This window comes from Enterobacter sp. PP-008-ECC_S150 (assembly GCF_045257065.1).
Classification (GTDB): Bacteria; Pseudomonadota; Gammaproteobacteria; order Enterobacterales; family Enterobacteriaceae; genus Enterobacter; species Enterobacter chengduensis.
On sequence record NZ_JBJHHG010000007.1, the window covers coordinates 162,331 to 174,216 of the forward strand.

An 11,886-nucleotide genomic window follows, 5' to 3' on the forward strand; every position below is an offset into this window, starting at 1 on the left:
TATCAATGAAAAAGTATATTCAACCTCTGATGATCGTTGCCGCGATGTCCACGGCGTTCAGCGCAATGGCTATTCAGAAAGATATTACGGTCAACGCCAGCGTCGATTCGCAGCTCGACATGACGCAGGCGGATAACACCCCGCTGCCGGCCAGCATCGACATGCAGTACCTGCCGGGTCGCGGTCTGGAAAGCTATCGTCTTAACACCAAGGTGTGGTCTAACTCCGCCACCAGCAACGTCAAAGTGCGCCTGGTGAGTGCGGCTAAGCTGACCAATGCCGACGGCAATGAAACGATCCCGATGACCGTGAAGCTGGGCGACAAAACCCTGAACACCACCGATGCCGAATTTACCGGCACCGAGCTGTTCCCGGGCAGCATTGAAAACGGTTCTGCCGTGCTGCCGCTGACCATTTCTCAGACCACGAAAGGCATCGTTAAAACGGGCCAGTACAGCGGCGTCGTAAGCCTGATGCTGACTCAGGCGACCACTGCGGAAGGCGGTGCGTAACACCACAGCGTATACAAGGAAATACATCAGAGGGTTCCCGCCCTCTGATGTCAGGATGACGTCGAGGCTCGTTCATGGCTTTTCACAGAAATACTCTCCTTTTTGCCGTTTTGTTACCCGCTTCCGCTCCACTTGTTCATGCCGATATGGTTGTTCCTTCGGGCTTCGAGGATCTGGCGAAGACGCAGCGCCTGTGGACCGAGGTCAGCCTGTACGGTGATTCGCTCGGCCTGTTCGAAACCGATATCAATCTTGAAACGGTCACGTTTGTTGCGCCCGATGCGCTTATTGCCGCAATTAAGCGCCGGTTTAACGACGATCCGGCGCTGATTTCCTCCGTCAGCGCAAGCTTATCCGCCCCGCTCGCGCGCAACGGAAACCTGGCGTGCAGCAGCAATGGATCCGCCAGCGGATGCGACTATATCGACACCCGCAGCGCGGCGATTATTTACGATGAAAACAACGCGCGAATTAACCTGTTTTTTGATAAAGCCTTTTTGCCTAAACCCTCCGAGGAGAGCCGGTGGTATCAGCCCACCCACGACGCTGAAAATGCCCTGATCCACCAGCAGAATATCAACTTTGTGGCCGACGAAAATTATCAGTCGGCCACCGTTCAGGGCAACGGCGCGCTGGCGGTGACGCAGGATGGCTATCTCAACCTGGACTGGACCTGGCTGGGGCAGCGCTCGCGGCACCGGCAGCAGCAGGACTTCACCCTCAACAACGCGTGGTTTCGCCAGGATATCCTACGCCAGTACTACCTCCAGGCGGGCGAAATGGACACCCGCGATCTGTTTAGCAACGCGGGCGGCAACATCAACCTTAGCCAGCTCCCGCTCGGCAAGATCCGCGGCCTGCGCGCAGGCTCCACCCGCGCGTGGATCAATCCTGTCCAGCTGTCAAAGGGCACGCCGATTACCGTGCTGCTGTCCCATGACGCGCGCATTGATGCGCGTCGCGGCAACCAGCTGTTGGCCAGCTTCTACCTGAACGCCGGGGCGCAAACCCTGGATACACGCGCCTTCCCGGACGGCAGCTACACGGTGACGCTCTCCATTTATGAAAACAACCGCTTAACGCGCACCGAGCAGGTGCCGTTTACCCGCACCGGCATTACGCCGTTTGACCGCGTGGAGTGGTTTTTGCAGGCGGGAGAAACGGACAATGACGGTACTGACGCATCCCGTTCAGCCGTGGCGCAGGCGGGCGTTCGCCTGCCCGTTACGCCAACGCTGGCGCTGACCAGCGGCGCGACCACCACAAAACAGCACCGGTTCATAGAAAATGCGCTCGACTGGAGCCGCGGGTTCAACGCCGGTCCCGTTGACGGGGTATTGAGCACCCGCTTTAGCTACCTCTATGGCAGCAAAGGCGAGCGCGGCAATATCCAGCAGGTGAGCTACAACGACGGCTTTTCGCTGAGCTTCTACCGCAACGCGCTGTCGGCAGATAGCTGTGATTCCTCCGGCACCGGTTTTGACGCGATTGGCGGCTGCTACCGCTCGCTGTCGGTGATGTTTTCCGTGCCCATCGGCAGCTGGTACGCAAGCCTGGGCTACTCGGATAACCGCAACGAAGGGCGCTACGTCTCGCGCCGCGAACTCCCGGATCGCGACGACCGCCACGACCAGGGGCTTCCGTGGGACAACGTCTACACAACCCGCTCGCGCTCGCAGGCGTGGCAGGGCGGGCTGAGCAACGCCTTCAGCGTGCGAGGTCTGAACGTTAACAGCAGCATCAACCTGTTTATGCGTAACGACCACGCTCAGGCGGGGCGCGACAAGGGCGGATTTCTCAGCGTAAGCGTGTCAATGGCGCACAGCCGCCAGGACAATGCATCAAGCTATACCTCGCTGGGCGCAACATGGCAGCACCAGCAGCGTCAAAAAGACCAGTTGACCTACAGCGCCTCGCATAACTGGTACACCGACGCGCGCGGGGAAAATGAGTTTGGCCTCAGCGCCTCGGGCATCAACAGCGACTCGGTCAACGCCTCGGCGTATACGCGACAGGCCGGCCGATACGGCAACGGCAGCCTGACGGTCAGCGACGCGTGGGATCGTCAGGACAATAAGCATACGCTTAGCAGCAGCGGCAGCTACAGCTCGACGCTTGCCCTGGCGCGCTCCGGGCTGTGGTTTGGCCGCTGGAGCGACGGGCGCCCTGCTTCCGCCATTGCGGTGGACGTTCTCACGCCCGAAGAGACGCCGGATTCACGCATCGCCGTGTCGCTGGACAACGGCGGAAGCGCGGACGTTCCGGCCAACGCGCGGGCGCTTTTCGCCCTGCCGGGCTACCAGCAGACGACCCTGACGGTGAACGAATCGCTGGACGTCTCCCACGGAGCCAGCAGCGAGATCGTCCAGGGGTCCGGCAGCCGCACCGTCTTTATGGTGCCGGGAAAAATGCTGCGTCGCGACGTGCAAACCACGACCCGCTACACCTGGCTGGGCCAGCTGACCGACGGACAGCACACCCCGTTCGTTGGCGGCGTGCCGCTTAACGTTAACGGCTGGAGCGATCTGGGCAACGGCGGCTTTAGCGCGCAAAGCGACGCCCTGCTCCACGCCCTCTACCTGGTCAAACAGCACCAGTTCTACGAATGTGCGCTGCAGGTAAAAAGCATGCGCGACGTGGTTCGCTACGTGGGCGCGGTGACCTGTCAGGAGCTGACCTTCTCCGCGCTGCCGGAAACCGTTCAGCAGCAGGCGCAGCTGATGCTTGCCGGACGCGCGCCGCTTGCAGGCCCAACGGCGATGAACGCAGAAAAATAATGACAGGAACGTGATGTGAAAAAATTACTCTTAGTTTTACTGCTGTTAAGTGCAGGCTCCGGCCAGGCGCTGGCGGCCAGCGCGGGCGGCAGAAACACCAGCGTCGGGATGAGCGTCGATCGCATGGCCTCCCCGGCACGCCTGGACATCTGGCTGCACGAGTCGGGCGGCTTTATCGCCAGCGATCCGCAAAAGTGGGGGCGAAATACCCTCACCTGCCAGTCGCGCACCGATCCGACCTACGGCGCGTGCATGACCGCACCGGTATGGTTTACGGCCAACCCGGCATCGCCTTATCCGATTAACCTGCGCTTTACCCATTCGGTGACTAAAAAAACGGTGGACGTGAAGGTTTACGGCGAAAAGCACATGTTCATGAACGGCAAAACCTACGCCTTCGCCAGCTACGTCACCGGCGGCGCGGGCGATCTCGCGGCGTGGGACCGCGAGCCCTATTTTGATTACTACATCGTGAAAAGCGAGCTGAACAAGCTCAATCAGGCCGGCATCTGGACCGCCACGCTCAGGCAAAACCTGCGCGAATGGGGCAGCGCCGCCTGCGGCGGTAATTTTAACGACGCCAACGTGGGCTGCCCGGGGTATCTGACCATTGCCAGCTGGCAGGCATCGATCCGCATCGAGGTGGTCGATCCCGGCAATCAGCAGATCTATCTGCCCGCCTTCCCCCACTCGACGCCGATCGTTAACCTGAACCTAACCAACTTCCCGGGTCGCCCCGGCGGCAGCGAGATTCAGGGCGAGGCCTCCCTGGACATGTGCCTGTACGACGGCAATAACGCCACCAGCCCGCGCGCGTTTATCCGCTTCGAGGACGACGGCGCGGCCGCGACCGGACGCGCGGAAGGCGCCTTTTCCATCCGACGCCGCGGAGGGAGCCCCGCGCAGGCGCGGGATCGCCTCGACTACCGCGTCTCGGTCACCAACCCCATCACCGGCGTGAAGGAGAGCGTTACTAACGGCAAGGCGATCGTCTGGAACGGCACCAACAATCCTGATTATTTACGTCAGGTCGTCCTGCCCGGAGGCCGCGAAACCGTGCTGTGTATTCCAGCCCCCATTACGTTGACGACGCCCGCCTTTGCCGCCAGCAGTAAAAACGCCGGGGACTATACCGGCACGCTGCGCGTGATCTATACCCCCAGCACGCTATAACGAGGGAACCGTGAGCTACGCCATTCTTGATAACAACCGATATTATGCCGAAGGCCTGCGCTTTTCCCTGCTGCGCCGTCACCCGCAGGCCGGGGTGGAAAGCCAGGACATTCGCTGGCATAGCGCGCTGCTGGCGCGCAACACGCTGGCGATCCGCTGTCGTTTCTCCATTACGGCGGCCCATCAGTCGCTGATCAATATTCTTTTCCGGCTTGAAGCCGCGCGCTGGGAGGGTTCACTCTATTTAGTGTGCAATGAAAAAGGCTGGGCGCTGGCGACGCACCTGCGCAAGCGCTTTGAGATGCTGACGATTTACATCATCGACGACAGAATTGCCGTTGCGGACGCGCCGTACGTGCTGGACAAAGAACCCCGCCGCACGCGCAGCCTGGACAGCTGCCTGACGGGTACCGAGTTTAACGTGCTTGACCTGCTGATTAGCGGTATACCCGTGCGCCATATCGCGATCCTGACCAATATGCCGGAAAAGCAGGTTTCCAGCCACAAGTGCAACGCGCTGAAAAAGCTCAATGCAAACAACCTGCTTCAGCTGCTGCTGTAGGCGACTGTTTATTCCACGGCGGCTATTTTGCTACACTTCGCAGGTTTTTTGACTAACGTGTGAATGATTATGTTGAGCTTTGAAGGTAAAGAGATCGAAACCGATAACGATGGCTATCTTAAAGACAGCGGCCAGTGGAGCGAAGCGCTGGCAGAGGTGATTGCCGAAAAAGAGGCGATCGCTCTTACCCCGGAACACTGGGAAGTGGTGCGCTTCGTGCGCGAGTTCTATCTCGAATTTAACACCTCTCCTGCGATTCGTATGCTGGTGAAGGCGATGGCGAACAAATTCGGCGAAGAGAAAGGCAACAGCCGCTATCTGTATCGTCTGTTCCCGAAAGGCCCGGCCAAGCAGGCCACCAGGATTGCCGGCCTGCCAAAGCCGGTGAAGTGCATTTAATAACGAATCCCGAAGTTAACGTACTCCCGACCGGGTTGATGCGGTTCCGTTAAGACCTTATCAACCCGCGCGCTGCGCGGGCCGCCCGCTTTCAGCCACGCCACCAGCCTGTCAACCTGCTCCGCTTCGCCGCAGGCGACCACCTCAACGCTGCCGTCATCCATGTTGCGCGCGTATCCCGTAAGCCCAAGCTCAATCGCTTCATGCTGGGTGCTGTAGCGGAAACCGACGCCCTGAACAACGCCGTGAACCCAGGCAATGGTGCAGACTTTTGACATCTTCCTTCTCCTTATCCGTCTGGCGCGTTGCATTTCCCCACTGAACTCGGGAAAATGGCGGCCATTTTCTTGAATCGACAGAACAGCAAATTATGAGTGTACGTTTAGTGTTAGCCAAAGGGCGCGAGAAGTCATTACTGCGCCGTCATCCCTGGGTCTTTTCCGGTGCGGTTGCCCGTATGGAAGGCAAAGCCAGCCTCGGTGAAACCATTGATATCGTTGACCATCAGGGCAAATGGTTAGCGCGAGGCGCCTACTCGCCCGCGTCCCAGATCCGCGCGCGCGTCTGGACGTTCGATAAAGACGAAACCATCGACATCGACTTCTTCGTCCGCCGCCTGCAGCAGGCGCAGCAGTGGCGCGAGTGGCTGGCAAAACGCGACGGGCTGGACAGCTACCGCCTGATTGCCGGTGAGTCCGACGGTCTGCCGGGCGTGACCATCGACCGCTTCGGCCACTTCCTCGTGCTGCAGCTCCTGAGCGCCGGGGCGGAATACCAGCGCGCTGCGCTGATTAGCGCGCTGCAAACGCTGTTCCCGCAGTGCGCCATTTATGACCGCAGCGATGTCGCGGTGCGCAAAAAAGAGGGTATGGAACTGACCCAAGGCCCCGTCACGGGTGAGCTGCCGCCAGCCCTGCTGCCGATTGAAGAGCACGGCATGAAGCTGCTGGTCGATATTCAGGGCGGTCACAAAACGGGTTACTACCTTGACCAGCGCGACAGCCGCCTGGCGACGCGTCAGTACGTCGCCGACAAGCGCGTGCTGAACTGTTTCTCCTATACCGGCGGCTTTGCCGTTTCGGCGCTGATGGGCGGCTGTGCCCAGGTGGTCAGCGTGGACACCTCGCAGGAAGCGCTGGACGTGGCTAAACAGAACGTCGAGCTCAACAAGCTGGATCTGAGCAAAGCCGAATTTGTGCGCGACGACGTGTTCAAGCTGCTGCGTAAGTATCGCGACCACGGCGAGACGTTCGACGTCATCGTGATGGATCCGCCTAAGTTTGTGGAAAACAAAAGCCAGCTGATGGGCGCCTGCCGTGGGTATAAAGATATCAACATGTTGGCCATCCAGCTGCTGAACCCGGGCGGGGTTCTGCTCACCTTCTCCTGCTCCGGCCTGATGACCACAGATTTATTTCAGAAAATCATCGCCGATGCCGCAATAGATGCTGGCCGTGATGTACAATTTATAGAGCAGTTCCGTCAGGCAGCCGATCACCCCGTGATCGCTACCTACCCGGAAGGACTGTATCTGAAAGGGTTTGCCTGTCGCGTCATGTAACTTGAAAAGAGAAATATTGCCCGCACATAACGTGTAAGTAATGTTTCCCGGGAGGTGACTATGATTGCCAGCAAATTCGGTATCGGCCAGCAGGTCCGCCACACTTTGCTCGGGTATTTGGGTGTGGTCGTGGATATCGACCCGGAGTATTCTCTTGATGAACCGTCAGCAGACGAGCTGGCGGTGAACGCCGAGCTTCGCGCCGCGCCCTGGTACCATGTGGTGATGGAAGGTGATGATGGACAACCCGTTCACACCTATCTGGCCGAAGCGCAGCTGAGCAGCGAGCTGCAGGAAGAACATCCGGAGCAACCCACAATGGATGAACTTGCTCAGACTATCCGCAAACAGTTACAGGCTCCGCGCCTGCGGAACTAAGCGTGTAAAAAAAGCCCGATGAACGGGCTTTTTTTTATTACTTCGCCAGCCCCAGCCGGGGGATGTCGATTGCCGGACAGCGGTCCATCACGACGTTCAACCCTGCATCCCGCGCCAGAACGGCGGCCTGTTCATTAATCACGCCCAGCTGCATCCACAGGGTTTTCGCTCCGACGGCGATAGCGTCCTGCGCCACTTCCCACGCCGCCTCGGAATTACGGAAAACGTCGACCATATCAATTTTTTCCGGCACGTCCGCGAGCGTGGCATACCCCTGCTGGCCCAGTAAGGTTTTTCCCGCCACTTTTGGCGATACCGGAATGACGTGATAACCCTGATCGAGAAGGTATTTCATCACCCGGTAGCTTGGACGATCGGGTTTATCGCTCGCGCCCACCAGCGCAATGGTACGCGTGGATGTCAAAATCTCGGCAATGTCGTTCTCTTTCATGGCTTTTCTCCTGGCTTTTTTAAAAGTGTACGCCAAACCGCACATCTCAACCATCCATCCCATACCGATGCATGAGGGCAAAACGGCGAAATATGTCTATATGTTAGTAAACGTGATTATCGAAAAATTTAGATACATTAATGCGGCGACAGGATTTCTGACGGGAGCCTTCTATGAAAACCGGTATTGCCACTGCTCTGATTGCGTTAGTGATGCCGGTCTGCGTTTTTGCTACCACGCTCCGGCTTTCCACCGACATCGATCTCCTGGTCCTGGACGGAAAAAAGGTGTCCAGTTCGCTATTGCGCGGCGCGGACAGCATCGAGCTGGATAACGGGCCGCATCAGCTGGTCTTCCGGGTGGAAAAATCGATCGGTCTGGCGAATCACGAGCAGCGGATGTACATCTCCCCGCCGCTGATCGTTAGCTTTAATACGCGGCAAATCAGTCAGGTGAATATCACCCTGCCTCATATTGAAACGGAGAAGGACTCGGCGGCCTTCGACGCGTCACCCCGCATTGAACTGCTGGACGGGGATGCGATGCCGATTCCGGTGAAGCTGGATATTCTGGCGTTGACGACCTCACCGAAAGGTCCGGACTACGAGGCCGCGACCCAGACCTATAACAAAGCAGGCAAACGCGCATCGCTTCCGCAGTTTGCCACCATGATGGCGGACGACAGCACCCTGCTCTCAGGCGTCTCTGAACTGGACGTCATTCCTCCCCAGTCCCAGACGCTGACCGAACAGCGCCTTAAATTCTGGTTCCAGCAGGCCGATCCCGACACGCGGGCCCGGTTTTTACAGTGGGCAAAACAACAGCCGTCATCATAAGCCACATTTTTTACGCCTTTCTCTTGCAGCATCAGGCGGTTCCCGTCATCGTGTAGTCAGTTAACCTGATGGATATGATTATGGAACTGACAACACGCACGCTGCCTGAACGCAAACACATTGCGCTGGTGGCGCACGATCACTGTAAACAAATGCTGCTTAACTGGGTTCGCCGCCATCAGTCTTTGCTGGAAAAGCACGCCCTGTCGGCGACCGGCACCACCGGCAACCTGATCCAGCGCGAAACGGGTCTGCAGGTGAATGCCATGCTGAGCGGCCCGATGGGCGGCGATCAGCAGGTCGGCGCGCAGATTTCCGAAGGGAAAATTGATGTGCTGATCTTCTTCTGGGATCCGCTCAACGCGGTTCCGCACGACCCGGATGTGAAAGCGCTGCTGCGCCTTGCGACGGTGTGGAATATTCCGGTGGCGACCAACCTGTCGACGGCGGATTTCATCATCGAATCGCCGCAGTTTAACTCGCCGGTGGATATCCTGATTCCGGACTATCAGCGTTATCTTTCCGAGAGATTGAAGTAGCTTTTTTGCCGGGTGGCGGCTACGCCTTACCCGGCCTACCCTTTTTCCCGTCGTCGTTATGGCTTGCGCGCCACCGGCACATCAATACTCTTCAAAATATCGACAAACGCGGATGGCTCCTCTTTATTGAACAGCAGCCACAAGCGATGGCGCGCGCGGGTCATTGCCACATACAGCAAACGCCGCTCCTCGGCATCCGGGAAGTCTTCCGGCATCGGCAGCAGGGCCTCTTCCATTACCGACTCGCGAGCCGGGGCCGGGAAACCGTCGCTGCCCTCTTTCAGTCCCATCACAATCACATAGTCAGCCTGCTGCCCTTTGCTGGCGTGAATGGTCATAAATTCAAGCTGCAGCTTCGGCCAGCGGGTGGCCGCTTTTTCCAGCGCCGCGGGTTTGAGGTGGTGGTAGCGCGCCAGCACCAGGATACGTTCATCGGGCTTCGCGTAGCCGCTAAGCTTGTCCAGCAGCGGTTCCAGCTGGTCATCCGCCAGCAGGGTCACGGCTTTTTTATCCCCCGGGCGCAGGCTATTGAGCGGCTTCGCCAGCTGGTGCGGGTTCTGCTGGATAAAGCGGTTGGCGATTTCACCAATCCGGGAATTGAAGCGGTAGGTCGTGTCCAGATCGCTGCGGTCCCCTTCGCCAAAATAGTGGTGGAACGCGGTCGTCAGCGAAAGCTGTGCCCCGCTGAAGCGATAGATGGCCTGCCAGTCGTCGCCCACCGCAAACAGCGACGTATGCTTATTTTGCGCCCGAAGCGCCGAGAGCAGGGCCGCACGCTGCGGCGAGATATCCTGGAACTCATCTACCAGAATATGCTTCCACGGGCTCACAAAACGTCCCTTCTCAAGAATGATGATGGACTGATGGATCAGGCCGGAGAAGTCGACGGCATTTTCATCCTTTAGCGCGGTTTTCCAGGCCTTCAGCAGCGGCGCCATCAGCTTCACCCGCTTCGAAAACAGATCGCGGAGCGCCTCCGGCGCGCTTTCAATCATCTCAGCCTGCGTTCCACCGTGCATTCGCATCAGGCTGACCCAGCGGTCAAGCCGCGAAACCAGCCGACGCGCCAGCTTGTCATCCTGCCAGAAGCTCCCTTCCGGCACCTCCCAGTTGAGCTCTTCCTCCAGCCACTGGCGCCACCCTTTCGCCTGCGCCTTTTTCTCGCTGCACTGCTGGCGCCACGTTTTGATGAACAGCGCCTGACGCGCCTGCGCGTCGTTTTCCAGCTTGCTGATGGCAGGCACCTTTTTACTGCCCTGCTGAATGATATGCAGGGCAAGGGCATGGAAGGTTCTGGCGGTAATATCCCGGGTATGCAGACGTTCCTGGATCCGTTCGTCCATCTCCTGGGCGGCCTTGCGGCCAAAGGCCAGCAGCAGAATCTGGTCGGCTACCGCCTCGCCCGTCGTCAAAAGCCAGCCGGCTCGCGCCACCAGCACCGACGTTTTACCGCTGCCGGCGCCCGCCAGCACCAGCACAGACTGCTCGCCGTTGACCACGGCGCGCGCCTGGGCCGGATTGAGCGGTGACGACTCCACCGTACTGAAAAAATCGGCGTATTGGGTAAGCATGGCGTCCGTCCAGGCCTGGTTATGGGCAAGACGGCTTTTATCCATATCATTCAGCCAGGCCTGACACTGGCGCCAGGCGTCGCGACAGTTGTCAAACTCGTCGAGGCGCGTCACCGATAACGGCAGCGCAGAGAGCGCCTGGCGGATCTTTTGCTGCAACCCGGCGGTCTGCTGACGGGTGAGCCACGAATGCTGCGCGTTGCTTTGCGCGATATCGTCCAGCACCTTCTGAAGCACCCCGGCGGCAATCACGCTCATCTCCTGGCTCCACTGCTGCCAGAGCGCGTTCAGGTGATGATGGAAACGCTGGGTTTCCGCCCACTCGGTGCCGTGAAGGCGCACAACTTTATCGTCAGGCAGGACGAACTCCAGCTCGCCCCACACCAGACCGCGTTTGCAGTGGATAGCCAGAAGCTGATTAAACGGAATAAGGTATTCGTGGCGTTCCCCGGAGACTTTCACTCCGGCATTAAGGAGAACCACCCTGTCGTACGGGTGTTGCGCCAGGCGTTTGCCCAACGACGTTGCTTTCAGTTCCATGTTCCGCCAAATCCACGAAGAGATAATTTACCTGACAGTTTAACTGCCAGTTTTAAGGTGCTCCAGCCTAAAAAAACGTTACAATCATTGGGCGTTAATTTTATCGAAAGGAAGTGAGGGTTTATGCGTACCGTTCTGAATGTGTTGAATTTTGTGCTGGGCGGTTTTGCCACCACCCTTTCCTGGCTTTTTGCCACGCTGGTGAGCATCGTCCTGATTTTCACGCTCCCCCTAACCCGCTCCTGCTGGGAAATCACAAAACTCTCCTTAGTCCCCTACGGGAATGAAGCCATCCACGTTGACGAGCTGAACCCGGAGAACAAAAACGCCCTGATGAACACGGGCGGAACCCTGCTGAACATTCTGTGGCTGATTTTCTTCGGCTGGTGGCTGTGCATCATGCATATTTTTGCCGGTATTGCACAGTGCATTACGATTATTGGTATTCCGGTGGGGATCGCGAACTTTAAGATCGCCGCTATTGCCCTCTGGCCCGTCGGGCGCAGGGTTGTTCCGGTTGAAGTGGCCCAGGCGGCGCGCGAAGCAAACGCTCGCCGTCGTTTTCAGTAAATAAGGACTGGCCGCGT

At 58.5% G+C, this 11,886-nt stretch carries 13 protein-coding genes; 10 read left to right on the plus strand and 3 right to left on the minus strand.

What is annotated here, in order from left to right; translation table 11 throughout:
• The first annotated feature begins 5 nt into the window (after window positions 1-5).
• From ACJBF3_RS10250 to tusE, 5 genes are all read left to right on the plus strand, one after another.
• Window positions 6-512 carry a CS1 type fimbrial major subunit gene (locus ACJBF3_RS10250; RefSeq protein ID WP_045330748.1) on the plus strand — a complete coding sequence of 169 codons (507 nt, stop codon included), beginning with the start codon at window positions 6-8 and terminating at the stop codon, window positions 510-512.
• 74 nt (window positions 513-586) lie between these two features.
• The gene (locus ACJBF3_RS10255; protein ID WP_045330751.1) at window positions 587-3,289 is read left to right on the plus strand and encodes a TcfC E-set like domain-containing protein; all 2,703 of its coding nucleotides are present in this window, start codon (window positions 587-589) and stop codon (window positions 3,287-3,289) included.
• Between the two features lie 15 nt (window positions 3,290-3,304).
• Window positions 3,305-4,462 carry a CfaE/CblD family pilus tip adhesin gene (locus ACJBF3_RS10260; protein ID WP_045330754.1) on the plus strand — a complete coding sequence of 386 codons (1,158 nt, stop codon included), beginning with the start codon at window positions 3,305-3,307 and terminating at the stop codon, window positions 4,460-4,462.
• A 10-nt stretch (window positions 4,463-4,472) separates the two neighbouring features.
• Window positions 4,473-5,024 (plus strand): LuxR C-terminal-related transcriptional regulator, encoded by a 552-nt coding sequence (locus ACJBF3_RS10265; protein ID WP_045330757.1) that lies wholly within the window; start codon window positions 4,473-4,475, stop codon window positions 5,022-5,024.
• Between the two features lie 69 nt (window positions 5,025-5,093).
• Entirely contained in the window at window positions 5,094-5,423 is a 330-nt protein-coding gene (gene tusE / locus ACJBF3_RS10270) for a sulfurtransferase TusE (RefSeq protein WP_045330802.1), read from the plus strand.
• Here tusE and yccX read toward each other — a convergent pair.
• Window positions 5,420-5,701 carry an acylphosphatase gene (gene yccX, locus ACJBF3_RS10275; protein WP_045330759.1) on the minus strand — a complete coding sequence of 94 codons (282 nt, stop codon included), beginning with the start codon at window positions 5,699-5,701 and terminating at the stop codon, window positions 5,420-5,422. The two genes, tusE and yccX, sit on opposite strands and share 4 nt — an antisense overlap.
• A gap of 92 nt (window positions 5,702-5,793) precedes the next feature.
• Here yccX and rlmI point away from each other — a divergent pair, with 92 nt between their 5' ends.
• Together rlmI and hspQ are read left to right on the plus strand one after the other, a co-directional pair.
• Window positions 5,794-6,984, plus strand: a complete 1,191-nt coding sequence (gene rlmI / locus ACJBF3_RS10280) for a 23S rRNA (cytosine(1962)-C(5))-methyltransferase RlmI (RefSeq protein WP_045330762.1) — start codon at window positions 5,794-5,796, stop codon at window positions 6,982-6,984.
• A 60-nt stretch (window positions 6,985-7,044) separates the two neighbouring features.
• Window positions 7,045-7,362, plus strand: a complete 318-nt coding sequence (gene hspQ / locus ACJBF3_RS10285; protein WP_008499919.1) for a heat shock protein HspQ — start codon at window positions 7,045-7,047, stop codon at window positions 7,360-7,362.
• Between the two features lie 37 nt (window positions 7,363-7,399).
• Here the strand turns inward: hspQ and ACJBF3_RS10290 are convergent, their stop codons facing one another.
• Window positions 7,400-7,813 (minus strand): CoA-binding protein, encoded by a 414-nt coding sequence (locus ACJBF3_RS10290; RefSeq protein WP_008499920.1) that lies wholly within the window; start codon window positions 7,811-7,813, stop codon window positions 7,400-7,402.
• Window positions 7,814-7,986: 173 nt separating this feature from the next.
• Between ACJBF3_RS10290 and ACJBF3_RS10295 the strand changes: the two genes are divergently transcribed.
• The gene (locus ACJBF3_RS10295; RefSeq protein WP_045330764.1) at window positions 7,987-8,649 is read left to right on the plus strand and encodes a curli synthesis inhibitor; all 663 of its coding nucleotides are present in this window, start codon (window positions 7,987-7,989) and stop codon (window positions 8,647-8,649) included.
• An 80-nt stretch (window positions 8,650-8,729) separates the two neighbouring features.
• On the plus strand, window positions 8,730-9,188 hold the full coding sequence (gene mgsA / locus ACJBF3_RS10300) for a methylglyoxal synthase (RefSeq protein ID WP_045330803.1): 459 nt from the start codon (window positions 8,730-8,732) through the stop codon (window positions 9,186-9,188).
• A gap of 56 nt (window positions 9,189-9,244) precedes the next feature.
• Here the strand turns inward: mgsA and helD are convergent, their stop codons facing one another.
• On the minus strand, window positions 9,245-11,299 hold the full coding sequence (gene helD, locus ACJBF3_RS10305; protein WP_047717640.1) for a DNA helicase IV: 2,055 nt from the start codon (window positions 11,297-11,299) through the stop codon (window positions 9,245-9,247).
• A 123-nt stretch (window positions 11,300-11,422) separates the two neighbouring features.
• On the opposite strand from helD, the gene ACJBF3_RS10310 reads away from it, so the two are divergent.
• Window positions 11,423-11,869, plus strand: coding sequence for a YccF domain-containing protein (locus ACJBF3_RS10310; RefSeq protein ID WP_045330768.1), 447 nt, complete (start codon window positions 11,423-11,425; stop codon window positions 11,867-11,869).
• Window positions 11,870-11,886: the final 17 nt, after the last annotated feature.

Coding starts and splice junctions, on each gene's coding strand:
- helD (WP_047717640.1), bottom strand. CDS start 11,299: ATGGAACTGAAAGCAACGTCGTTGGGCAAACGCCTGGCGCAACACCCG.
- ACJBF3_RS10255 (WP_045330751.1), top strand. CDS start 587: ATGGCTTTTCACAGAAATACTCTCCTTTTTGCCGTTTTGTTACCCGCT.
- mgsA (WP_045330803.1), top strand. CDS start 8,730: ATGGAACTGACAACACGCACGCTGCCTGAACGCAAACACATTGCGCTG.
- ACJBF3_RS10250 (WP_045330748.1), top strand. CDS start 6: ATGAAAAAGTATATTCAACCTCTGATGATCGTTGCCGCGATGTCCACG.
- tusE (WP_045330802.1), top strand. CDS start 5,094: ATGTTGAGCTTTGAAGGTAAAGAGATCGAAACCGATAACGATGGCTAT.
- ACJBF3_RS10310 (WP_045330768.1), top strand. CDS start 11,423: ATGCGTACCGTTCTGAATGTGTTGAATTTTGTGCTGGGCGGTTTTGCC.
- rlmI (WP_045330762.1), top strand. CDS start 5,794: ATGAGTGTACGTTTAGTGTTAGCCAAAGGGCGCGAGAAGTCATTACTG.
- ACJBF3_RS10295 (WP_045330764.1), top strand. CDS start 7,987: ATGAAAACCGGTATTGCCACTGCTCTGATTGCGTTAGTGATGCCGGTC.
- yccX (WP_045330759.1), bottom strand. CDS start 5,701: ATGTCAAAAGTCTGCACCATTGCCTGGGTTCACGGCGTTGTTCAGGGC.
- hspQ (WP_008499919.1), top strand. CDS start 7,045: ATGATTGCCAGCAAATTCGGTATCGGCCAGCAGGTCCGCCACACTTTG.
- ACJBF3_RS10290 (WP_008499920.1), bottom strand. CDS start 7,813: ATGAAAGAGAACGACATTGCCGAGATTTTGACATCCACGCGTACCATT.